Origin of the sequence: Pedomonas sp. V897 (assembly GCF_051304405.1) — a bacterium.
GTDB lineage: Bacteria > Pseudomonadota > Alphaproteobacteria > Sphingomonadales > Sphingomonadaceae > Pedomonas.
In genome coordinates, this window is record NZ_JBPPGG010000004.1 from 263188 (window position 1) to 285647 (window position 22460).

Consider the following 22460-nt stretch of genomic DNA (forward strand, 5'->3'; position numbering starts at 1 on the left):
AGGCGAGATCGGCCGCAAGGTCTCCCCGGCGGTGTTGCGTCATGACCGCCTGCCCTGGTCCTCGCGGGCGCTGGCGGCGTCCTTCAGCCGGGTGAGAAAGGCGAGGAGGGCTTCCTCGGGATCCTCGGACTGTTCACCCAGCACCGTGATGCCCCACTGTTCGAGCACAGCGGCCTGCACCGGGTTGGGCCGGTGTGCGAACAGGAAGGAGCGGGGGCGGTCCTTCTCGCGGCCGGAGGCGCGCCAGGTCTTCCAGAGCCGGTGCAGCAGCAGGCGGATGTTGAGATCCGACATGCTGTAGCCGATGAAGAGCAGCGTGCGCCCCAGCGTGTCGGACCGGAACTTGATGTCGAGGGGGGAGTCGAATTCCAGCCGGTCGAAATAGTCGGTTTCGGCCAGAACCAGGGACTGGTCGTCCGAGAAGTCCCCGTGAAACTTGACGATCTGCGGCAGCCCGTCGGTGGCGCGCACCATGTCGCGCACGCTGGTGATCTTGACGAACTCCCGGCCATGCAGGCGGTAGGCGACCTCCAGATTGTTGTCGTAGTTGGTGGTGTAGATGATGGGGAACTCGAGGCCGACGATCAGGTCGTGAATTCGGGACTTGCGCACCTTCGCTTCGGAGACGCTCCAGGTGCGGTCCATCCAGCTGCGCAGCGGGCCGATGCTGCCTTGCTGCAAGCGGTAGTATTCGGCGAGGGCCTGGTAGGTGACGTCCCCCCGGTCGCAGTCCTCCGGCAGATCCAGTTCGGCGCGCATGTATTTGATAAGCTCCGCCCAGGAGGGCAAACCGACGCTCATGGACAGGCCAGCCCCGGCAAAAAGAATGACGCGGCGCGCCCGTGTGGCGGCGACGAGCTCTTCAAAGGCCGATGCGGCCTGATATCGAGTCTCTTCATGCACGCTTGTGAGAAAGCGTGCGGGGCCCGGCTGTTCCCCGGGGGGTGGCGTTGCGGCGTCTCGCCCTTTCCTTTCGGAAGCCCGTTTCGCCTTTGATCAGTTGACCGGCCAGATTTGCGGCCAGTGACGCTCCGAAGGGCGCAACGGGTCTTGGCATTGGAGGGACTGTTCCTGTAACCTCCGCCCATTCTGGACAAGGGCAGGTTGTCATGGGACTGGGCAGGGTGCGGCCGGTGGCGGGCCGCAACAGCGAAGTCAGGCCGAGTGGCGTGCGTCGAGTGTTGGGCTGGTCGCTGGCGCTGGCAGCGTTCGCGGCAACCGGCATGCAGACCGCCGCGCCCGCCGTTGCCGGAGCAGCCGAACAGCCGCCCCGCCTCGTTGCCCTCAACTCCGGCCAGCCCCGGCCCGAGGATGATCCCCGCATCGTCGCCTTTGACAACTACATCCGGGAGAAGGTCGCGGAGGGCTCGTTCGTCGGCATTGCGGTTGCGATTGTCGACAATGGCCGCCTGTCGCTGGTCCGCGGGTATGGCCGGCGCAGTCTGAACGACGGCGGCAAGGTGGACGACCAGACCGTTTTCCGCATCGCCTCGCTCTCCAAGGGGTTTGCCGCCAGCCTGACCGGCCTCATGGTCAAGGAGCACTATGTGGACTGGTCAACGCCGGTCCGGCAGGTGCTGCCGAATGTGTCGCTGGGCGCGGCCCGCAACAATGTCACCGTGGGCGATCTGCTGAGCCACCGGGTCGGGTTGCCGCACAATGCCTTCGACGATCTGCTGGAGGCGGGTCTGCCGCCCGAGCAGATCGTGAACCGTCTGGCGACGTTGCCGGTCTCCTGCGCGCCGGGCAGCTGCTACGGTTACCAGAACGTCGCCTTCAACCTGCTGGCGCCGGTGCTGGAAGCGCGCACGGGCCAGTCCTACGCCGATCTGGTCCAGCAGCGCCTGTTCACGCCGCTGGCCATGCACCGGGCGTCCATAGGCATGGAGGGGCTGAAGCGGGACGAAAACTGGGCCCGTCCCCATGTGAGGATTGGCAAGGCGCAGTGGCGGGAGGTCACGGTCAAGGAGCCGTACTACGGCGTGCCTGCGGCTGCGGGCGTCAATGCTTCCGCCCGCGACATGGCGAAATGGCTCATGGCCCATCTCGGCATGGCCCCCCAGACCCTGCCTGCGGACGTGCTGGAGACGATCCACAAGCCCCGGGTGACCACACCCAAGGAACTGTACCGGGGACGCGCCCGGTATGAGGGCTTGCAGTCGGCGCGCTATGGCTACGGCTGGCGGGTCTACGACATCAACGGGGTCGAGGTGGTCTGGCATGCCGGGGCCGTGCAGGGGTATGTGGCCCAGATTGCCTTCGTGCCGGAGCGCAAGTCGGGCATCGTCCTCCTGACCAACGGCTATTCCCAGGACTTCCCCACCTTGTTGCCGGCCTATCTTGAGACCTTCATCGACGGCATCAAGACGCGCGGGCTGGTGCTGAACGGCTTCCCGAAGAAGGACAAGGCCGTATCGACCCTGGCCTCGCACACGGGGGCTGCGAGCGAGCAGCCCGGTCCGGGCGGCGAATAGGCCGCGCCTCCGGGCGCAGGTCACTTTTCTCGGCCCCTGACCCGGCGGCCAAGCGTTCTATATTCCAAAAGAGAAGCCGCCAGTGCCTCTGGCAGCCAGCGTTTTTGCATGCCTTCGGGTGCGGAGCGTGAAGACCCGCACGTGAAGATGTTTTTATTTCTCTGCATCGCTCGGGTTTCCGACCGATGCCGCAATTAACGGAGAACGGCCGCGTGCGATCCCTGCCCCCAGCCCGAAAAGCCTATGTTGTTCTCAAGCCGACGCTTCTCTATCGCGCTGTCGGGCGACGCTGGAGCAACGTTTACGTGGATGAAGCGCTCAAGCCGACCGCACCCGATCAGGCCGCTCACCGGTTGGCGGAACCGGTCTACGTCCGCATCGAGGCGCAGCCGGGCGAGCAATTGCAGGACCGGGTCGGCGGGCTCATTCTGGTGAGCGAGGATGGCACCTGGTTCTCCGTGCGTCTGGCCGAGCCCCGGCCGCGGGAGATGGCGACAGCCTTCTGTCATGCGGAAGTGGCGGGCGATGACGACCGCGCGCGGCTGGACGCGCTGGTGGCGGATGGCTTTCTGGAGGAGGCGAAACCCCGGCGGTTGCGCGGCGGCGTCAACCGCCTTTCGCTGCCATTGCTGGAGGACGGTCACCCTCTCATCGTGGACGCGAAAGCGCTCGAAAAAATGGCCTGAGGCCGGTCACGGCGCGGGCCTGCGCCGCAGTGCGTGGGAAACCGGCGAATTTTCCAGCGCTTGCAGCAAGGCCCGCTCCAGATCCTCCTGAACGTAGGGCTTGTTCAGCACCGGTGCATCCGCATCAAAATCCGGCAGGGACGGCGTGTCGAAACCGGTTGCCAGGATATAGGGGATGTTCCGCTCTTGCAGCACACTGGCGACGGACCCGCTGGTCTGGCCGCCCAGTTTCACATCCAGCACCGCCACATCGAAGGTTTCTCTCTGTGCCAGCGCGATCGCTTCGTCCAGCCGCGCGGCCGGGCCGATGATTTTCACGTCCAGAGTGGCCAGCATGTCCTCCACAAGCATGGCGACGAGTGGCTCATCCTCGACCAGAAGAACGGTCTTTCCCTGCAATCCACCCATGCCCAATCCCATCTCGGGTTGTGAGAGGCACGCAAGCGAACGGGCCCCGTCCGCCATGCGAACAGTTCAATTTCAATCATAAATTTTAATGCGTCAATTGTAAGAGGGCTGTCCGCAGGTTCTGCCCGCGCGGCAAAAGTCGAGATCGCCGTCTCCGACGCACTGCCAAGTCTCGCCGTTCCGGACAGAAGGGCGGTGCAACTACCAGATATTTTTTCGCATCAGCTGCGATTGAGCCGCTGGGCGAGCAGGGATTTGGCGCGATCGGCGCGTTGTCGTTCTTCCTGCGAAATCTGATCGAAAAAGCGGGCAAGGTCACTGTCGCCGGACTCTTCGGCATCGGCGGCGTAGACCTCGTACATTTCGGCACCCTGGAGGGCGTGATAGAGCACGCTGACCAGATCGTAGGTGCTGTCGCTTGTGCCGGTATCCTGCTGCCCGCCAGCCATAATCAGCCTCCCTGTCTCATGGTTTGCCCGGATATCGGGCCGAGGGAACGATGCTGGAGCAACGACGGGCACTAGCGGGAGTTCCGGGCCCCCGCCGGTTTGCGTGGCGTCCGCGCAGGATCAGGTCTCAGGCGATGGTCACGCCGCCATCCACCACGATGGTCTGGCCGGTCATGAAGGATGAGGCGGGTGCCGCCAGGAAAACGGCCGCTCCGGCGATCTCGTCGGGTTGGCCGATGCGCCGCAGCGGGGTGTTGGCCGTGGCGGCGCGCAGGGTCTCCGGGTTTTCCCAGAGCGCGCGGGCGAAGTCGGTCTGGACCAGTCCCGGGGCGATGCAGTTGACGCGCACATTATGGGGGCCGAATTCCACGGCGAGGTTGCGGGCAAGCTGGAAGTCCGCCGCCTTCGAGATGTTGTAGGCGCCGATGATGGGCGACCCCTTGAGGCCGCCGATCGAGGACACGAGAATGATCGAGCCGTCCCGGCGCTCCACCATCTGCGGCGCGATCATGGAAATCAGCCAGTGGCTGGCGATGACGTTGTTCTCGAGGATCTTGCGGAGCTGCTCGTCGGAGATGCCCGCCATCGGGCCGTAGTAGGGGTTGGAGGCGGCATTGCAGACCAGAATGTCCACCTTGCCGAAGGCCCGGTTTGCGCTGTCCGCCAGGCGTTGGAGATCCTCCTTGGAGGAGATGTTGGCCGGCACCGCAATCGCCCGGCCCTCGCCGTGTGTCTGATTGATGTGCGCCGCGGCCGCTTCGCAGGCTTCGGCCTTGCGGGAGGAGATGACCACCTGCGCGCCGTGCTCGGCCAGCCGCTCGGCAATGGCCCGGCCGATGCCGCGCGAGGAGCCGGTGATGATCGCAGTCTTGCCCGTCAGGTCGAAGAGGTTCATGGCGGTGCCCCACTCGTCTGGATGGAAAACGCAACGCGAGAAACCGGATCAACAGCTCAGCAGGAGTATTGCGGGGGCCCGGTGAAAGACAACAGCCCTTGGCGCATCCCCCCAATGTTCTGTTGGGGGGGATCGGCCGCGACCGGGGCAGATCGGGCGGACCGGGGCAGCGTTACTTCAGGGGCGTGGTGACGGCCATTTCCGCGCGCGCGGGCGCTTTTTCGGGCACGCGCCCGGCCTCCTCCTGACCCGTCTCGATTTTCTCGTCTGCTTCCTGGTGGTCGGCGGAATCGGCGGATCGGGGTGTTTCCTGCCTCTCGGCGGCGTCGGGGTGATAGGCCAGCTCGACAATGATCGGGAAGTGGTCGGAGCCCAGTTTGCGCCCCAGCTGGAGATGGTTCAGCAAAAATCGCCGGTCGTGAAAAACATGGTCGAGAGGCCAGCGTGCATACCAGCGTCTGGCATCGAAGGTCGAATAGAGTCCGCGGCCAATCCGTGGATCGAGCAGTCCGCTGACCCGCTGAAACAGCCGTGTGGTGCGTGACCAGGCCACATCGTTCATGTCGCCGCAGACAATGACCGGATAGGGACTGCGGACGGACTCTCTTGCGACGAGCAGAATTTCCGCATCCCGCTCATAGGCGTGCGTGCCAACAACGGGCGGCTCGGGGTGCAGACAGTACAGTTCGACAAGCTGGCCGGAACGCAGCCGGATCAGGGCCTTGATCGAGGGCACGCCCTTGGTCACCAGCTCCCGCACCGTGACGTTCACCACCTCCAGGCGTGAGAACAGGAGCATGCCATAGGTGTTCTCCTGAGGGCGCAACACCTTCTGGGGATAGCGATGCGCCATGGCCGCCAGGTGACGGCTCCACCAGTCGTCTGCTTCCAGAATCAGCACCACGTCTGGATTGAAGACGGAGATGTTCCGATAGAGGCCGTGGATGTTGCGGTTGTGCTGCAACACGTTGGCGATGAGCAGCCGGATGCGTTGATCGGGGTCGCCGCCCCGGACCGCCGACTCAACCTGAAGACGGCGCAGCGGCGTGTAGGGGAAAATCCACCACATCTGCCAGCAGAGAGCCAGCAGGGTGACACCCAGCACCGCCTTTGCGGCGAGGCTCTCGGGCCAGAGCGCAATCTGCGCCGCAGCGCACAGGGCAAGCAGCAGCGCCAGTTGCTGGCGGGGGAAATCCCAGATGCGGACCCACCAGAGCCCGCTCGGGAGAAGAGGGAGGGCGGTCAGGCCAACCAGAAACAGGGAGAATGCAGCGACCACAGCGCTCAGCATGGCAGTACCCAACCCTTTGCGTAGGGCCAGCCACCAAGGGGCTGTCCGGACGATCTCATACTGGGAACGAATGGCAGGCAGCTTGGTGTCCCCCGGGGTCTGAAAAACGAACCTGCGGAAAAGAGAGCAGAAATCGTTTCGCATCCGCCGGTATTGCAGAGGGGTTAGACAATTGATTTGCCGCCCCGGGTGTAGCACACGGTTCCGAGCTGCAAGGCGAACCGCCACTTGGGAGGCTAAGGAATGTTCAATACGTTGGAGGCCCAGCCTGCGGATGCGTTGCTGGGCCTGATCAAGTTGTTTGCGGAAGACATCCGCCCCTTCAAACTCGACCTGGGTGTGGGCGTTTACAAGGACGAGGCGGGCCGCACGCCGATTTTCGCTGCGGTGAAGGCCGCCGAGCGCCGGCTGCTGGAAGAACAGGACACCAAGGCCTACCTGGGGCCGGCGGGCGATATTCGCTTCCTTGACCTGCTGGGCGGTCTCGTCTTCGGGGACGGCTGGGCGGCGCAGGCGGGCCGGACTGCCTCCATCCAGACCCCCGGCGGTTCGGGCGCGCTGCGCATCGGCGCCGAGCTGCTGCGGGACGTGGTCCCCAGCCGCCGCATCTGGGTCGGGCTGCCGACCTGGCCGAACCACGCGCCCATCTTCCGCGCGGCCGGGCTGGACGTGAAGACCTACCCCTTCTTCGATGTCGCCAGCCAGTCACTTCAGTTCGATCAGTTGATGGCGGCGCTGGAAACCGCCGAGCGGGGCGATGCCGTTCTCCTGCATGGCTGCTGCCATAACCCGACCGGCGCCGATCTCTCGCCGGAGCGGTGGCAGGCGGTTGCGGACGTTCTGGAGGCCCGTGGCCTCCTGCCGTTCGTCGATCTGGCCTATCACGGCCTAGGCGATGGGCTGGAGGCGGATCTGTACGGCGTCCGCCTGCTGTCTGCCCGCCTTGGCGGTGTTCTGGTGGCTGTCTCGTGCTCCAAGAACTTCGGCCTGTATCGGGACCGGATCGGGGCGCTTTATGTGGTCACCGGCGCGGATGAGACAGCGGCCATCACCGCCTCCCACCTGGCCAGCCATGCCCGCACCGCCTATTCCATGCCGCCCGATCACGGCGCGGCCGTGGTGCGGATCATTCTGGGCGATGCGGAACTGGCCCGTTCATGGCGGGAAGAGCTGGATGCAGTGCAGAAGCGCATTGCCGAGATCCGGGCAGCGCTTGCGGCCCATGGCCGGGCCGGGCCGGTGGACCTGACCGCCGTGGGCGGGCAGAAGGGCATGTTCTCGACCCTTTCCCTGACCCGGGATCAGGTGAGGACGCTCCGGGCCGAGCGGGCGGTGTACATGGCCGATTCCGGCCGCATCAATGTGGCCGGCCTGCGCCTTGCCGATATCGAGGCGTTCGTGGCGGCGCTGCGCTCGCTCTAGGTTGCGGTGTTTGACGGGCAGGGGGCACGGTCCGCGCGCCCTGTCCGGCTGCCGTCAGCGCGGTGAGAGCACGTTGCTAACGGGGAAGCGGATCTCCCAGTGAAAGGTGCCGTCCGGCGCGTAGGTGGAGGAGACTTCGCCGCGCAATCCCCGGGGGGTGAGCCGCTCCAGAATGTCCCGCGAGAAGGACTTGCGCTCTCCAACCCTCTCCGGCACCGGGCCGCCGTTCTCCTGCCAAACCAGACGATAGCCGGGGCTGCCGTCCTTGAGGGCGCCGGTCTCCCACCTGATTTCAAGGCGGCCTTCGGGCCGGGTCAGGGCCCCCTGAGCGCCCGCCTTGACCGCCAGCTCATGCAGGGCGAGTGCGAGCGTCTGGACCGCGGCGGGGCGCAGCCGTAGCGGCGGGCCTGACCATGTCGCGCGCGAGGCGTCGTTGCCAAGCGCATGGTTGAGCTGGGTGCGAATGAGGTCCGGCAGGGTCACCCCCTCCCAGTCCTCCCGCACCAGAAGGTCATAGGCGAGGGCAACCGATTGCAGGCGGGCGGTGAACGGCTCGATGGCGGCGGGCGGCACATTGAGCGTCTTGGCGCTCATCCGCACCACGCTCTGGATCACCGCGAGCATGTTCTTGGCCCGGTGCGTGGTCTCCTGAAGCAGGGCGCGGCAGTGTGCTTCCGCCCGGCGGAAGCGGGTCACGTCGAACAGGCAGCCGATGGCGCCGCGCTCACCATCCGCGAATACGCCGGGCTGGATCGTCAGCTCATACCAGCGCGGGGTGCCTTCGCGGTCGTCCAGCCGGAAGTTGGTCGCGACCGCCTCGTTGCGCGCAAGAGCGGTGCGCAGCGCCTCGGTGACCCGTTCCCGCAGCAGCGGCGAAAGGGCCGATACAGAAGCCCCGGGAGCGCTGTTGGCGATCCCGTTCTCGCCGCTACCGGAGACTTCGCCAAGGGGAGTCGTCCAGCGCACCGAGAGGTTGGCCGCGTGCGCGAAAACGGCAGCGCCCGTGCCTCTCAGCGCGTCCTCGAGGCTGAGCGCCCCGCCGGGCCCGGCGCGGAGCGGGAGGGCAGGGGGCGCGCCGGCGAGCTGCCGCGTCCCACCCCCGGGTCCGGCAAAAGGCACCACCCCGGCGAGGGCGGGCCGGAGCGCCAGGGTGGAGAGGATGGCGGACAGGCCCGCCGCACACTGAAGCCGGAACATCAGCAGGCTGCCGGTCTGCACAAGGTCAAGCTCGGACATCGCAAGGCCGCATCCGCTCAACAGGGCAATACAGCCGAAAAAGACGCAGACGAATTTCCAGCCTGTCCGGCCATGCTGCATCGCCACGATGACGATTGCCAGCAGTGTCAGGAGAAAGCCCACGAGAATGAGAATGTCTCCGGAGACCGCCGTCTCCGGCCTGACGTGCCATAGATCCGCGGTCGTTGCGAACATGGTCGCTGGCAGACTGATGAGATCGACTGCGCCAGCCGCTGCATTCAGAACACTGCCCTGCGCGACCATGGTCCGTCCTCCCCCTCGCCTCTAGTCAGGACAATGCAGGAAGGCGCGCACGTTCGCCTCTGCATGAGTTCAGGGGAGATAGTGCTTTTGTGGTGTTACCAATGCAACCGCAAAGCTGCACCTTGTACCAAAATGGCAAAAGACACGGTATTCAGGCCTGTTGGATCAGCGGAATATATTACTTTCTGGCCTTTCGGAGCGTGAAGGTATAATCCTGAGACAGGGCAGGCATAGCTGTTGAGGTTGTTCAACAAATGCCTGACAGTGTTGTGGTTGATTACCCCGTGCCCGTTGTTCGGCCGATCGTATCCTTGTGTCCGAAACGGCTTTGCTTTGAATATCTTAGCTCACTTTTGAAACCTTTCTGGTTATCAAACGTTACACGCGAGCGGGGTCTTTTCGTCCTTCACGGACAAGGCCGAGATAAACCAGGCCAAGAAGAAGCGAAGAGGGACATGTCAATAGCCAGGGAAATTCAGGTTCACCTGCCCCATTTGCGGCGCTATGCGCGCGCTTTGCTGGGCACTCAGGCGGCTGGTGACGCTTTTGTCCGGGCCTGTTTGGAAGTCATTCTCGAAGACTCCAGCATGTTTCGGCGTCCGAACGAGATGCGGATCACGCTGTACCGCCTGTTTCAGACCATTCTGTCGTCCACGTTCATGCAGATTGGGGATCGGTCTGTCGTAAACGGCAGCAGCGAGGTGCTTCCGCCGCTTTACCGCTCGACCGAGATGTCTCTCGATTCCCGCCAGGCTCTGTTGCTGACCACCCTTGAGGGCTTCAGCTACGAGGAAGCGGCGCGGATCATGGACCGCGACGAACGCGATATCGAGGAACTGGTCGAAGCGGCGCTGACCGAGATCGACCAGCGCTCGGCACTCCGGGTTCTGATCATCGAGGATGAGCCCATCATTTCGATGGATCTGGAAAATCTCATCGAGGAACTGGGGCATACCGTGGTGGGCGTTGCCTCGACCCACGCCGAGGCGGTGGAGCTGGCGCAGTCAGGCTACCCGGAGCTGATCCTGGCCGACATCCAGCTGGCCGATGGCAGCTCGGGCTTGGAGGCGGCAACGGAGATCCTCAAGCAGTTCAACGTGCCGGTGATTTTCGTGACCGCCTTCCCGGAACGGCTGCTGACGGGTGACCGCCCCGAGCCGGCCTTTCTCATCACCAAGCCGTTTGACCGGCGCGTGGTCAAGGCAACCATCGGTCAGGCGATCGACGTGTCCTGACAGGGGACGGATCGGACAAGCGAGCAGCAAAAGGGGAGTCTGGCGGCGACGCCGGACTCCCGGTCCGTTTTGGGGATCTGCGACCCAGGTCGGTCAGTCCTCGGTCGCCGTCCTCAGCCCTTGGCGGGTGGTGTGCCGTCCGAACCCGATCGAGAAAACCCAATGAAATCCTGAGCCAACAAGTGTCGGGAGCGGAACCAACGCCGGGACGGAGTGTTGTCTTCCAGGCCTATGAACCGGGAGACGGCATATGCTTTATTGGGCAGCCGCTTTTTTTGTCATTGCGTTGATTGCGGCGCTGTTCGGATTCTCCGGCATAGCGGTTGCGTCCGTCGGCATTGCAAAGATCATCTTTTTTGTTTTCCTGGTTCTGTTCCTCATCAGCCTGGTGCTCGCACTGTTCAACCGCAAGCCGCCCGCAGTCTGAGCGCGGCCTGAGGCCTTTCGGCCAAGAGGATGACAGGAAGAGATGACAGGAGGACAGGCCGGGGCCGCATCAATTGCCCTGCCAGGAAGTTGCGATGCCAGCCGCGTGCCTGTCCGTCACCCCCGGCCCGGTAGGGCCTTGCTGCCTGTGAGCAGCGGGACGTCTGTCAACAGCGGTCGATCGAGCAGTCGGTCGATCAAGCCGCTTACCGAGAGGATGCACGATTGCCGGAGTACCGGCTCTCGATCACCTCAACCTCGTTGAGGATGGCATCCGCCGTTTCCGTGTCGGCCGTATCATCGTGGCCCATGCGGCTACAGATGTTGCCGCTCTCGATCAGGGACGCCAGCGCTGCGCGTGCGCGCGCCACGCGGCTTTTGACAGTGCCGATCGCAACGCCGCAGATCTGGGCAACCTCCTCGTAGGACAGGCCGCCGGCGCCCACCAGGATCAGGGCTTCGCGTTGCTGTTCGGGAAGAATCTGGAGCGCCCGGTGCAGGTCGCCAAGTTCGAGGTTGCCGTCCTGACTGGCGGAGATCACCAGAACGCGTGCGGCGCGCTCCTCGTCCCAGTCGCTGGTGAAGCGGCGGCGACGCATCTGGGAGATGTAGCTGTTGCGAAGGATCATGAAGGTCCATGCCTTCATGGATGTTCCAGGCTCAAACCGGTCCCGCGATGCCCATGCCTTGGTCAGGGCATCCTGCACCAGATCGTCGGCCGCGTCCCGCTGGCCTGTCAGGCTTCGCGCGAAGGCGCGGAGGTGGGGCAGGACCGAGATAAGCTCCGATTTGAAATCGAATTTAGGCGCCGGCTCGGAGCTGGATGCCATCGTGTCACCTGCTACTATTGTCCTGAACCGCTCTTTTCGGCCTCCTCGAGGCGGCCGAGCAAAGCGGTGAATTCTTCAGGGATGGGTTCATTCAGCACGTCGTCGTACACAGCGCGCAAGCTCTGCGTGACCCGGTTTACCAGACCTGAAGTGGAGGTATATTTCGAGGACCGGGACGCCCAGTAGGCACCCGTTCCTTCGACCTTTTTGATCTTTTGACCCCGCCCTTCCATACTGAGCACTTGCCGTCCAACCCGCCGTGATCCAATCGTTGGTTTAACGTGTCCCTTGGACTTTGGTTCCATTGCCGTTCATCCGTGTGTTGAATATTGAAGCATATTCCGCTGCGTGTGCCCTGGTCCATCCCGTCAGAAGGAAGCCATGACCCCCGGAATCCCTGTCGCAGTTCTCAGAGTCGCAGTCCTCAGATCCCCGACGAGCCGCGGGCCCGAAACCGGATCTCCCAGAGCGTGTCGCCTTGCTCCCGGCCCTGGTGGTCAAGCTGCTTGCGCAGCACGTTGATGAGCTTCCGGCTGACATCCTCGATGTCATCGAACTCCTGCGGCGAAATGGTTTCAATGCCGGTGAGCTTCATCGAGACGAGCCCGTTCGCCCGTTCCGTGGTCAGACGGAGCGTGGGCGTGAGCGGCTCATCGATGCCGATATGGTTTAGGGCACGCACCCATTCGCAGACCAGCAGGGCAAGCGGGACCGCCTGGTCGATGGGAAGCTCGCAGGAGGCGGCGTCCAGCTTCAGCGAGCGCACCAGCAGGGAGGCATTGTCCTGATTCCGCAGCCGGTCCAGCAGGTCGGAAAGGCTGCTGGTGAAGTCGATCATGTCCGTGCGGAGCCCTTCGTAGAAGCGCCGGTGGACGATGGAGATGGCCAGCACCCGCTGGATCAGGTTGTTGAGCTGGGAGATCTCCTCCGCACGATTGGCGGCCCGGGCCTCCAGGTTCAGAAGGCCGAGGATGATCTGCATGTTGTTGTTGACGCGGTGGTGCAGCTCGCGCCGCAGCGCCCGCTCCCGCACGGCGGCGTGGACGAGGTTCTGGTTGATCTCGGAGAACGAGCCGGCCATGCGGTTGAAGGAGACGGCGAGGGAGCGAATTTCCCGGGCGGCGTGCGCCTGCGGCCGCGCCCGGACGGAGAGGTTGCCGTTGGCGTAGGCGAGGAAGGTTTTCTCCAGGCTCGCAACGGGCCGGGTCACGAAATGGTGGAACAGCCACCACACCGCCCCCAGCATGAGCAGCAGCATGAGCAGCGAGCCGGCAATGCCGCTCAGCAGCACAAAGAGCGCCATGTCCCGCACGGAGGCGATTGGTGCGGCGGCGACCAGCAGCATCTGGGACTCGCCCAGTTTGCGCACGATGTAGAGCCGCTCCTTGCCATCGCGGGCCACCAGCGACGAGGCACCGGATTTGTCCGCCAGCGGCAGCACCTCCTGGCGGGGCAGCCATTGGACGTTGGCCGGATCGTCGCCGGCGAGGGTGAGGTAATTGCCGTCGGTGTCGATGAGCGCAATGCTCGTGTCTCCGGGGAGGGCCAGATCCTGCGTTGCCTCGGTGAAGGCGAGGGTGTCGAGGGCGGCGATCAGCTGGCCGCTGGTTTCTCCGTTTTCCCCGGTTTTCCAGGGAACGGAGACGAGGCCGATGGCGCGCTGCTGGGGGGTGCGGCCGGGCACCAGACTGACGAGGCTGGAGGACTGGCGAAAGGCAAACCGCTCGGACGAAATTTCCACCGAGAGGTCGTTTCCATAGCGGCAGATGGTCTGCCCCAGCGCATCGATGGCCTGAAAGCCGATCAGATGGGGCAACATGCGGATGTCGTCGCTGTTGCCCGGGCGGCACTGGGTGGTGTTGGTGTCTGAATCGAGGCGCAGCCCGACGTTGCCTCCGATCCCTTGCAACAGAAACCGGGTCTCCTCCAGCAGCAGCTTCTCGCGCGCCGAGATGACTTCCGAGGCCAGCAGCACGGTGTGCTCAAGCTGGTTCCGATAGGTCACGTAAGCCTGGTTGGCGTTGTACAGGGACAGGAGCAGATAGGGCGCCAGCGACAGGGCAAGCAGAAAGGTCAGCTGTTCACGGAAGCCGACGGATCGCAGCGGCGCGCGCAGCCGCAGAAGGCGGCCAAGGCCCGGTCCGCGACGGGCGGGCCGGGCTTGTTTCCTGCGCGCAAGATTGAGGGAGGTTGTCAACAGCCTGCCGCTCCCATGCCCTTTGATATGCAGTCTAAGGCACAGCAGGCCTTAAGAGAATGTGTATATTGTCGTGGTTGGAGTCGTCTGAAATCCGGGTTCGACGGGCGCTTGCTTGCCGATCTGGCGTCGCCTTCGACCTGCCGGGGCTTGCCTGCAAGGGGCAGACCGATAGGCGAGGATTGCCTCCGTGTGTCCTGTCTTGTCATACGGACCATCACCGGCCAACCGCACTCCATCACCCTCATCCTGCAAAATTCCTGGCTGCGCGGATTGTTCCGCCAAGTCTCGATTGCGCGACACTCTGGCGCAGCTTGCCGAAGCGCGCGCCAGACGGGAACGCGGGCGGACGTGTGGCGTTAGCCGGTCAAGCGGTGGCGTTTTTTCTGCCGGAAAAGCACGGCCACCAGAACGACGACCAGAATGACGACCATAACGACAAGGAGCCGTCCCGTGATCCCCAACGAACCGACCCACACCGCCACGGTGCAAGCCGTTGATACCGGCATCGACCAGGCCATGATCGGCCGTCTGGCAGATGCGCTCTGCCGGGCGGTGGCCGACACGTTCAGCCTGTATCTGAAGACCCTCGGGACGCACTGGAATATTGTCGGCCCCAACTTTTACGGCATCCATAAACTCACGGAACAACAGTACGAGGATCTGGACGAGGCGATCGATGCTCTTGCCGAGCGTATTCGCGGCCTTGGCTATCCCGTCCCTGCCGGATTTGCCGAGTTCAGGCAGTTCAGCATTGTTGAGGTGGAAAGCACCATCAAGTCCTCCGAGGAGATGCTGACGGCCCTCATCGCCGACAACGAGGCGCTGGCCAAGCGCTTCCGCGAATTCTCCAACGCGGCGGCGGACGCGCAGGACAAGTTCACCGAGGACATGCTGATCGGCCGTATCGGCGCTCATGAAAAAAATGCCTGGATGCTGAAAGCCCTGCTGGCCTGAAGCGGCACCGGCGCATCCGCACATGGCGGTTGGAGGGGGCGGTTGGAGGGGGCGCCTGGAGGGATGGGCACCTGCCCGGAGCCCACCTGCCCAGACCCCCCAGACCCCCCAGACCCCGGGGCCGGGTTCTATTTCATGCGGCCTTCATCCTCGTCTTCCTCCTCGTCGTCCTCATCGTCATCGTCCAGATCGCCGTCGTCGTAGCCGTTCTTTTCCTCGTCCGATTCATCCAGGATACCGACCGCATCATCCTCTTCGTCCTCATCCTCCGTGTCTTCGTCCTCGTCGGCGGAGGAGGGGTTGATAACCGTCTCCGCAAGATGGGTGAGAAGCTCGTCGCTGGCATAGACCGTGTCGAGATCGGTCGAGAGGGTTTGCGCGTCGGCGGGCAGGGCGAGGGCTTCTGCGAGGGCGCGGGCCGTTCCGTATCCGGCGATGCAGTAATGGGCCATGCGCTGGACCTGGGCGATGATGACCACATCACGGGCGGCATCGGTCAGCGGTTTTTCCAGCGTTTCCTCCCGTGCCTGTTCGGCAAGGCCAACCATGGCCCTGCTCTGGTCGATCGGGCCCTCTTCCACACCGTGCCGGGTCAGCAGATCGCGAATGGTGCGGTTGCGGGCTTCAAGACGCATGGTGATCCGTTTCAGGAGTTCGCCTAAGCGACGGTTGCCGGCCGCATCCACCATTTCGGATACAACCTCGAACATCTGCTCGTTCGCACTCCAGATATCCTTGAGCTCGTCAAGGTAGACATCGAGGAGGGTGTTGTCTTCCATGGCACTGTGTCCTTGAGCATGTGCCGGGGCGGAGACAGCCGCCCCGGCACGCTCAGTCAGGGATCGCCGTTTGCCAGCGTTACTTCCGCTCGCTCGTGCTCCGGCCCGACGCGCTGGAGGACCGGTCGGAGCCGGTCGCGCTGCTCGAGGTGCGGGAGCCGCTGGCGCTGCGGCTGGTGCCCGACGCGCTGGCGTTCTCGCTGCCGGTATCCGTATCATCACCCAGGCCGCGCGACCCGGTCGGGTCCGACGACATGCCGCTTGCACTGCTGCCGGACATGGCACTGCTTCCCATGCCCGTCATGCCGGAGGAGGAGCTGCTGCCGGACATGCTGCTGCGTTCGCTTTCGCTGCCCGATGTCCCCATCGTGCCGGGGGAGCGGCTGCGCCGCCACTCATCGAACTCCGAGCTGAAGCGCTTCTGGCGCTCCCGGCGCCACTCCTCGTAATCCTGATCGAAGGCTTTCAGCTGGCTCTCGCGCCACTGGTAATAGTCCTCGTCCACATGGGCGCGCGGCGTCTGCTGACCGCCGTAGCCTGCCTGCGAGCCGCCATAGCTGCTCTGGCCCTGCCCCGAGTAGCTGCTGCCCTGACCCATGCCCATGGGATGGCTCTGGCCGCCGTAGGCGCTGCCCTGACCATAGCTCTGGGCACCCTGACCGCCGAAGCCGCTTGAGCCGCTGTAGCTGCCGCCCATGCCCATGTGGCCGCCCTGGCTGCCATAGCCCTGTTCCTGGCTGCCGGGGTGGCTGCCCATGTAGCCGGGGCTGTAGCCGCCGTAGCTTTGGCTCTGCCAGTTCTGGCCAGTGCCGAGGCCGCCGTAGCCGTAGCCGCCCTGACCGGCGCTGCTGCCGCTGTAGCCGCCCTGACCGTAGCTGCCCTGACCGTAGCCGCCCATGCTGGGGCCGCCACCGCCAAAGGTGTGGCCGCTGTAGCTCTGGCCGCCGTAGCCCATGCCGCCGCTATAGCCTTGCCCGCCATAGCCCTGGTTGCTCTGGCCCATGCCGCCATAGCCGCCGGTGCCATAGCCCTGGCTGGCGTAGCCTTGGCCGCCCTGGCCGAAGCTGCCATAGCCGCTTTGGTAGCCCTGGTTCTGGTCGCCCTGACCAAAGCTGCCATAGCCGCTCTGATAGCCCTGACTGCCGCTGCCGATGCCCTGGGTGGCGTAGCTCTGGCCCAGCGCCCCATAGCTCTGGCTCTGGCCGCCATAGCCGCTCTGGGTGCCGTAGCCGCCTGTGCCGCCTGTGCCGCCATAGCCCGGGCTGCCGAGGTTCTGGCCGCCCTGACCCATGCCGCCGTAGGACTGGCTGCCGTAACCGCCATAGCCCTGCTGGCTGCCGTAAAGCTGCCCCTGACCGCCATAGCCGGACTGCGCACCCTGCCCATAGCTTTGGCCGGCGCCGGCCGGATACTGTCCCTGCCCGAACTGGCTCTGCCCGAACTGGGAGCCGCTTTCACCCGAGGTGCCGCCGCCATAGAGGCCGCCGGTGGACTGGCCATAGCCGCTCATGCCGGTCTGCCCGTAGCTGCCTGCGGCCTGACCATAGCCACCCATGCCGCCGCCCATGGCTCCGCCGCTGCCCATGCCGCGGCCGGACGAATAGCCCTCGTCGCGGCCCGCCTGGTTGAACTGGCCGGGTTCCGTCTGCGCGCCGAGATCGTGCCGTTCGCGGTGGCTGTAGCCGCCCTGAGACCCGCCGCTGTGGCCAAGGCCCGAAGGGCTCTGGGTTTCCTGGCTGGAGCTTAATTCGCCCTGCCCGTAGGTTCCCTGCTGGCCGTGGGTCTGGTTCGTCGAGGTGGACCCGGGCGTGCGGTGCTCGTCAGATTTTTGTCCGCCGAATTGATCTCGCTGGTTCATGTTCTTCTCCTGGTGGCTGTCGAGAGGATTGGGGGAAGCGCCAAATTCACGCAGCGGGTGGAAGCTGAATGTCAGCGCCTTGTGCCCGCCTGCGGACAAAACGACTGGAGCCTCCCTGCCGCTCCACCCGTTGGCGGCGGACCGTTAAAAAGCCCGCACGGGCGCGGGGGCGCTCGGATCGCGGGGAGGCGGCGCTACGGTGTGGTCGTTGCTGCCGAGGCGACAGGCGCGTCCGCCAGCGGAGACGCGATCGCCGACGCTGCTGCCTTGGCGGCGACGCTGGCGGCGCGATCCACATAACCGGGCGAGGGCCGGGCGGTCTGGGCGGCGGGACGGGCGGCCTCCTGACGGCCGGCCTGCTGAAGGCGCAGCCGTGCCACCAGAGGTTCCAGACATTGCAGCTCGCCCCGCAACTGATCGAGGGTCAGGCAGCGCCGCTCCAGTTCCGGGCTTGCTGCCTCGATCCCTTGCCAGGCCTGGCCAAAGCCGGGAGCCGCCCACAGATCCTTCAGCCGGGTCGGGATGATTTTCAGCGTCTGCGACCAGCCGGCCGGCAACGGCGCAGGCCAGATCGCCCGCAAGGAGCGCCGCCATTCCGCGCGCTTGCAGGCCATGGCGACAGGTTCCAGCAGCGGGTCACACGGCAGGCTCGGGTCACCGGCCCGGGCCCTGAGGGTGGCGGCCATGCCGCCGTCCGCGTGGCCGCTCAGCCGGCTTGAGGTGAAGGCCTCAACGTCGCGGGGAAATCGCACCCTGGCGTCGATGCGCTCGAGCGCGGCGATGAAGGCCCGGTCCTCTCCGCAGGGCACGGGCGGAATGCCGCCGCACGTCCGGTAGGCCTCCAGCGTTGCGGCAAGGCTGGCGCCGAGGGTGATCGTGTGGTTCGGCCAGGGGTCATGCGGTCTTGGATCGAGAAGCGCGTAAAGCTCCGCGAGCAGGTCCTCGTAATGGCATTCCAGATCGGTTCTGTCCTTCAGGGCGTCCGGCCATTCGGCTTTTTCCGCCGGATTGTGGCGGACGAAACCACTGACCGCATCCGCGCCGTTGGCGATGTGCAAGCGGGTCATTGCGAGCCAGTCCTCCGCCACGATCGCATCCGCATCGGTGGTGAGCACGATGCCATGCGGGGCGGTCAACTGCGCCGCGGCGTCCATTGCCAGTTTGCGGGCCATGCCTGCGTGAGCCAGACTTTTCGGCAACGCGATGTCGGAAAAATAGACATCGCGCCTCAGGCTCGATGCGAGCGCGTGCAGGACAGCCAGCGTTCCGTCCGTGCAGTTGTTGAGCAACAAGACGATTGCAAAATCATCCGTGGGGTCGATCTGACGATCGAGCAGTCTCAGGCTGCGGGCAATGTAACATTCTTCATTGTGGACGGGAACGCCAATCACCGCAGAATATCTGGACTGGTCCGTCTGCCCGGCGGCTTTCGCCAGTTCAATGAGAGGCATGGACAACTCATCCTTGTACAGGGAGCGGGAGGCGCATGACGGCCCTTTTGGTGATCCAAACGCGAGAATTTAGCCACGGTTCCTTCGCCAGAACGGTACGTCACGAACCTCAACCGGGCTCGGGCATCGGGAAACAGGCCCAAGAACAAGGGCGCAGGAACAAGGGAGACGCCGTCGCGCTTTCCTCGCTGCCGGATGACAGGCAGGCGGTGGCCGCCGTGTCCCGCTCCGGCCGGGGAGAAAATTCCGATGCGCGCACTCTGGGAGGGGTATCTGAAACTGTCCCTGGTGTCCTGTGCCGTCGAGGTGCATGGCCTGCTGCGCCCGTCCGAGCGCGTCTCCTTCAACACGTTGAACCGCAAAACCGGAAACCGGGTGCGCAGGCTTTACATCGACGCCGAAACCGGCGCGCCCGTTGACCCCGAGGAGCAGGTCAAGGGCTACGAAATTGCCGAGGGCGATTTCGTGGTGCTGGAGGAGGAAGATCTGGACTCGATCGCGCTGGAGGCGACGCGCGTCATTGACATCCACAGCTTCTGCCGGCCGGAGGATGTGGACCCGCTTTATCTCGACACGCCCTATGCTCTCGTGCCTGAACCGGGCGCAGGCGAGGAGGCGTTTGCGCTGATCCGCGACGCCATGGATGCCAGCGGCATGGCGGGTCTGGGCAGCATTGTCCTCCACCGGCGCGAGCGGCCCGTTCTGTTGCAGCCCCGCGCCGGTATCCTGCTGATGACCGCTCTGCGCTTCAACTACGAAGTGCGGGACATTGGCGAGATCGCCGGAACCGTCACGCCGATTTCGGCCGAGCCCGAGATGGTGGCGCTCGCCAGTCATATCATTCAGACGCGCGCGTCGCCGTTCGAGCCCGAGACCTTCACCGACCGCTACGAGGAAGCGCTGCTCGATCTCATCAAGGCGAAGGAAGCGGGGCGTCATCCTGCGCGGCCCGCGCTCAGCCTGCCCGCCAATGTGGTGGATCTGTACGAGGCCTTGCGCCAGAGCCTTGCCACCTCGGGCGGCGGGGAGAAACGGGGTGGCTCTCAGGCAAAAAGGGCAGGGGATGTCAGGCGCGGCACCGCAAGCCGCAAGAGCCCGCCCCGCCAGCGGGCGTCACGCCGCAAGGCGTGAGCGTGCGAAAGAAAGGGCTGCATGGTGCCTGAGGCGTCCCGATACGCGCTCTCCAGCCCCGGCCGGGTGCTCTGGCCGGATGCGGGCCTGACCAAGCAGGATCTGCTCGATTACTACGCCTGCGTCTGGCCCCGGATGAAGCCGCACGTGGTCGGCCGGCCGCTTGCCCTGCTGCGCTGCCCGGGCGGCATTGGCGGCGAGTGCTTTTTCCAGAAACATGTCGCCCAGACGCTGCCGGAAGGCCTGCGCACCGTCACGCTCGATGAAGCCAACACGCTTGCGCCCGTGATCGATGACTTTGCCGGGCTTGCCGGGCTCGTCCAGTTGAGCGTGATTGAAATCCATCCCTGGTCCGCGCTTGCCGAGGATATCGAGCATGCCGATCAACTGATTTTCGATCTTGACCCCGCGCCGTCCGTCGCATGGGGCAACGTCATCGACGCCGCCTTTCTCATCCGCGCGGCGCTGGAGGCCGCAGGGCTTGTCGCCTTCGCAAAGACATCCGGCGGGAAGGGCCTTCATATTGTCGCACCGCTTGATCGGACGGCCCGCTGGGATGACGTGCGGGAGTGGGCCCATGCCTTTGCCAAACGTCTTGCGGAAGAGGCCCCGGACCGGCTCACGGCCCATTCCTCAATGGAACGGCGCCGGGGCCGAATTTTTATCGACTACCTGCGCAATGGTCGCGGCACCACCTCCATCGCCTCCTACTGCCCGCGTGCGCGGGCGGGGGCTCCCGTAGCAACGCCCGTGGCATGGCGCGAAGTGGAGGATGGCATAAGGCCCGACGCTTTCACCCTTCCGTCCTTGCGCGAACGCCTCGTATCCGGTTCGCGCGACCCCTGGGAGACATTCGAAGAGGCTCGCGGGCCCCTGCCGCGCGGATGAGTGCCAAGGCAGGCGTCACGAAGTTCTATTTGGCCGGAATGATGGAGATCTCGCCATTGGATTCGAGAATGGCGAAGCGGATCTCGTCCAGCCGTTCGAGACCGTGTTTCAGGCGGGCGGATTCCATGATGTCGGCAAGATCGACCCGCGACCGGCGCATGGCTTCCACCCGGCATTCGCCTTCCGCAATCAGGACGGTCGGGACGCCCTGAATGTAAGCGTCGATCCGGCGGAATTTCAGGCGCAGCAGGGACAGCCCCACGTCGAGCGTGACGAGGGTGACAAAAACGAGGAGCGCATTGGTGAAGGAATAGTCATTGCGGATCAGCGCCTGCTGGACGGATTCACTGATAACCAGCAAGACCACCATATCAAAGTTCGTGATGTTGCCGAGGCTGCGCCGTCCGGCAATGCGAAACACGATCAGAAGCGCAACATAAATGGCGATCGTGTTGAGCACCGCAGTCATAACCGTCCCTCATGGCAAGACCAGTGGATGGTGGGTGGGCAGCACCTGCGCGTTGACAACGGGGGAGAAGTCGAGCCACCCGATGCGGCTCGCCCGCACCGTCAGCCGGATCCGTGCGTGGGCGCGAGGTGCCAGAAACAGAAAGGTCTGGCCGCGCTGCGTGGCATAGGCGGCAAGTGGCGCAGGCTGGATGTCAGCGATCTCGACGGCGTCCATGTATCGCGCGGGAAGCGTGAGTCTGGCCCGGCCGGCGGATGAGGGAATATCGAACACGATGTCGGTGTCCGCCTGTCGCCGGAGGACGGCGTCATAGCGGACTGTCGCGCCGCCCTGCCGGGTCTCCGTTCTCGACAGAGGGCCGCCGCCAAGAAGGCCGAGAGTCCCGGCAATGGTCACGGTCAGCAGCACCCACCACCCGACCCGCTGGACGCGCCATGTGGTCCGCTGGATCGGCTCCAGGCGGCGCAGTTCGGCAATGGTGCGCGGCGCTTCAAGAATGGGGTCTGTTGTCATTGCGATGCGGAACGCCGCAGCAACTGGGCTGTTCCGCAGCGCGGAGCACGGCGTGCCGACAGGTTGCCAAGGCGGTTCTGAACCCGGAGCAACAAACAATCCGGGCAATAAAACGAAAAGTGCCCCGCCTCGTGGGAGCCGGAGCACTTCAGGGAGAGTCGATGTCGCGCCGGGCCGCTTAGCGGGGCTGGGTTTCCGGCGTCGTTGTGGTTGTTGTCGTGGTTGTGGAATCTGGCGTGGTCGTTGTTGCTGCGTCGGGCCTTGCCCGCTCCACGTCGGCCTGTTCCTCAAGCGTATCAGCCTGCTGCTCCGCTTGCTCGCGAACCTGATCAGCCTGGCTCTCCAGCGTCTCAGCCTGCATTTCCGACTGATCCGTCGTGGTCTGGTCCATTGTTGTGCCAGTATCGGTGCCGGCCTGCTGGTTTGCACCCTGATCACAGGCGGCAACGAGCATCAGCGCAACAATAGAACTCAGCGGGATGAGAGTTTTTCCCATAACAGCCTCCAGAAGGTTAACCGCAGCTAAAACATTCTCTTGGAGAAAAAGTTCCCCTGGAATGGGGTTTTGCGGCGTGGGTGGGTTTTGTAAAAACCTAATTAT

23 protein-coding genes are annotated in these 22460 nt (G+C 64.6%); 8 read left to right on the plus strand and 15 right to left on the minus strand.

Going from position 1 to position 22460, the window contains the following annotated elements:
* Nucleotides 1-39: 39 nt before the first annotated feature.
* On the minus strand, nucleotides 40-801 hold the full coding sequence (locus ACSJJU_RS11985; protein WP_435915732.1) for an SIR2 family protein: 762 nt from the start codon (nucleotides 799-801) through the stop codon (nucleotides 40-42).
* Between the two features lie 368 nt (nucleotides 802-1169).
* Here ACSJJU_RS11985 and ACSJJU_RS11990 point away from each other — a divergent pair, with 368 nt between their 5' ends.
* Together ACSJJU_RS11990 and ACSJJU_RS11995 are read left to right on the plus strand one after the other, a co-directional pair.
* Entirely contained in the window at nucleotides 1170-2474 is a 1305-nt protein-coding gene (locus ACSJJU_RS11990) for a serine hydrolase domain-containing protein (RefSeq protein WP_435915733.1), read from the plus strand.
* 212 nt (nucleotides 2475-2686) lie between these two features.
* Complete coding sequence (locus tag ACSJJU_RS11995; RefSeq protein ID WP_435915735.1) at nucleotides 2687-3160, plus strand: hypothetical protein; 474 nt, start codon at nucleotides 2687-2689, stop codon at nucleotides 3158-3160.
* A gap of 6 nt (nucleotides 3161-3166) precedes the next feature.
* On the opposite strand, the gene ACSJJU_RS12000 is transcribed toward ACSJJU_RS11995, so the two are convergent.
* From ACSJJU_RS12000 to ACSJJU_RS12015, 4 genes are all read right to left on the minus strand, one after another.
* Nucleotides 3167-3625, minus strand: coding sequence for a response regulator (locus tag ACSJJU_RS12000; RefSeq protein ID WP_435915736.1), 459 nt, complete (start codon nucleotides 3623-3625; stop codon nucleotides 3167-3169).
* Nucleotides 3626-3789: 164 nt separating this feature from the next.
* Nucleotides 3790-4017 (minus strand): hypothetical protein, encoded by a 228-nt coding sequence (locus ACSJJU_RS12005; protein WP_435915738.1) that lies wholly within the window; start codon nucleotides 4015-4017, stop codon nucleotides 3790-3792.
* A gap of 127 nt (nucleotides 4018-4144) precedes the next feature.
* Nucleotides 4145-4912 carry an SDR family oxidoreductase gene (locus ACSJJU_RS12010; RefSeq protein WP_435915740.1) on the minus strand — a complete coding sequence of 256 codons (768 nt, stop codon included), beginning with the start codon at nucleotides 4910-4912 and terminating at the stop codon, nucleotides 4145-4147.
* Between the two features lie 172 nt (nucleotides 4913-5084).
* Nucleotides 5085-6203, minus strand: coding sequence for an endonuclease/exonuclease/phosphatase family protein (locus ACSJJU_RS12015; protein WP_435915741.1), 1119 nt, complete (start codon nucleotides 6201-6203; stop codon nucleotides 5085-5087).
* A 243-nt stretch (nucleotides 6204-6446) separates the two neighbouring features.
* Between ACSJJU_RS12015 and ACSJJU_RS12020 the strand changes: the two genes are divergently transcribed.
* Complete coding sequence (locus ACSJJU_RS12020) at nucleotides 6447-7625, plus strand: amino acid aminotransferase (protein ID WP_435915743.1); 1179 nt, start codon at nucleotides 6447-6449, stop codon at nucleotides 7623-7625.
* A 54-nt stretch (nucleotides 7626-7679) separates the two neighbouring features.
* On the opposite strand, the gene ACSJJU_RS12025 is transcribed toward ACSJJU_RS12020, so the two are convergent.
* Nucleotides 7680-9125, minus strand: coding sequence for an HWE histidine kinase domain-containing protein (locus ACSJJU_RS12025; RefSeq protein ID WP_435915745.1), 1446 nt, complete (start codon nucleotides 9123-9125; stop codon nucleotides 7680-7682).
* Nucleotides 9126-9580: 455 nt separating this feature from the next.
* On the opposite strand from ACSJJU_RS12025, the gene ACSJJU_RS12030 reads away from it, so the two are divergent.
* Nucleotides 9581-10360 carry a response regulator gene (locus ACSJJU_RS12030; protein WP_435915746.1) on the plus strand — a complete coding sequence of 260 codons (780 nt, stop codon included), beginning with the start codon at nucleotides 9581-9583 and terminating at the stop codon, nucleotides 10358-10360.
* Between the two features lie 250 nt (nucleotides 10361-10610).
* Nucleotides 10611-10787, plus strand: a complete 177-nt coding sequence (locus ACSJJU_RS12035) for a DUF1328 domain-containing protein (protein WP_435915747.1) — start codon at nucleotides 10611-10613, stop codon at nucleotides 10785-10787.
* A 205-nt stretch (nucleotides 10788-10992) separates the two neighbouring features.
* Here the strand turns inward: ACSJJU_RS12035 and ACSJJU_RS12040 are convergent, their stop codons facing one another.
* The 3 genes from ACSJJU_RS12040 to ACSJJU_RS12050 form a co-directional block, all read right to left on the minus strand.
* Nucleotides 10993-11616 carry a sigma-70 family RNA polymerase sigma factor gene (locus ACSJJU_RS12040; protein WP_435915748.1) on the minus strand — a complete coding sequence of 208 codons (624 nt, stop codon included), beginning with the start codon at nucleotides 11614-11616 and terminating at the stop codon, nucleotides 10993-10995.
* A 14-nt stretch (nucleotides 11617-11630) separates the two neighbouring features.
* Nucleotides 11631-11921, minus strand: coding sequence for a NepR family anti-sigma factor (locus tag ACSJJU_RS12045; RefSeq protein ID WP_435915749.1), 291 nt, complete (start codon nucleotides 11919-11921; stop codon nucleotides 11631-11633).
* Nucleotides 11922-12040: 119 nt separating this feature from the next.
* Nucleotides 12041-13813, minus strand: coding sequence for a histidine kinase dimerization/phosphoacceptor domain -containing protein (locus ACSJJU_RS12050; RefSeq protein WP_435915750.1), 1773 nt, complete (start codon nucleotides 13811-13813; stop codon nucleotides 12041-12043).
* A gap of 453 nt (nucleotides 13814-14266) precedes the next feature.
* Between ACSJJU_RS12050 and ACSJJU_RS12055 the strand changes: the two genes are divergently transcribed.
* Nucleotides 14267-14770, plus strand: a complete 504-nt coding sequence (locus ACSJJU_RS12055; RefSeq protein WP_435915751.1) for a Dps family protein — start codon at nucleotides 14267-14269, stop codon at nucleotides 14768-14770.
* Nucleotides 14771-14898: 128 nt separating this feature from the next.
* On the opposite strand, the gene ACSJJU_RS12060 is transcribed toward ACSJJU_RS12055, so the two are convergent.
* The 3 genes from ACSJJU_RS12060 to ACSJJU_RS12070 form a co-directional block, all read right to left on the minus strand.
* Nucleotides 14899-15549 carry a ferritin-like domain-containing protein gene (locus tag ACSJJU_RS12060; RefSeq protein ID WP_435915752.1) on the minus strand — a complete coding sequence of 217 codons (651 nt, stop codon included), beginning with the start codon at nucleotides 15547-15549 and terminating at the stop codon, nucleotides 14899-14901.
* A 79-nt stretch (nucleotides 15550-15628) separates the two neighbouring features.
* Entirely contained in the window at nucleotides 15629-17407 is a 1779-nt protein-coding gene (locus tag ACSJJU_RS12065) for a hypothetical protein (RefSeq protein WP_435915753.1), read from the minus strand.
* 194 nt (nucleotides 17408-17601) lie between these two features.
* Nucleotides 17602-18858, minus strand: coding sequence for a glycosyltransferase (locus ACSJJU_RS12070; protein WP_435915754.1), 1257 nt, complete (start codon nucleotides 18856-18858; stop codon nucleotides 17602-17604).
* A 249-nt stretch (nucleotides 18859-19107) separates the two neighbouring features.
* On the opposite strand from ACSJJU_RS12070, the gene ACSJJU_RS12075 reads away from it, so the two are divergent.
* Nucleotides 19108-19989 carry a Ku protein gene (locus tag ACSJJU_RS12075; protein ID WP_435915755.1) on the plus strand — a complete coding sequence of 294 codons (882 nt, stop codon included), beginning with the start codon at nucleotides 19108-19110 and terminating at the stop codon, nucleotides 19987-19989.
* A 21-nt stretch (nucleotides 19990-20010) separates the two neighbouring features.
* Entirely contained in the window at nucleotides 20011-20877 is an 867-nt protein-coding gene (ligD, locus tag ACSJJU_RS12080) for a non-homologous end-joining DNA ligase (RefSeq protein ID WP_435915756.1), read from the plus strand.
* A 25-nt stretch (nucleotides 20878-20902) separates the two neighbouring features.
* On the opposite strand, the gene ACSJJU_RS12085 is transcribed toward ligD, so the two are convergent.
* From ACSJJU_RS12085 to ACSJJU_RS12095, 3 genes are all read right to left on the minus strand, one after another.
* Complete coding sequence (locus ACSJJU_RS12085; protein WP_435915757.1) at nucleotides 20903-21346, minus strand: DUF421 domain-containing protein; 444 nt, start codon at nucleotides 21344-21346, stop codon at nucleotides 20903-20905.
* Between the two features lie 9 nt (nucleotides 21347-21355).
* The gene (locus ACSJJU_RS12090) at nucleotides 21356-21859 is read right to left on the minus strand and encodes a hypothetical protein (RefSeq protein ID WP_435915759.1); all 504 of its coding nucleotides are present in this window, start codon (nucleotides 21857-21859) and stop codon (nucleotides 21356-21358) included.
* A gap of 178 nt (nucleotides 21860-22037) precedes the next feature.
* On the minus strand, nucleotides 22038-22355 hold the full coding sequence (locus ACSJJU_RS12095) for a hypothetical protein (RefSeq protein ID WP_435915760.1): 318 nt from the start codon (nucleotides 22353-22355) through the stop codon (nucleotides 22038-22040).
* Nucleotides 22356-22460: the final 105 nt, after the last annotated feature.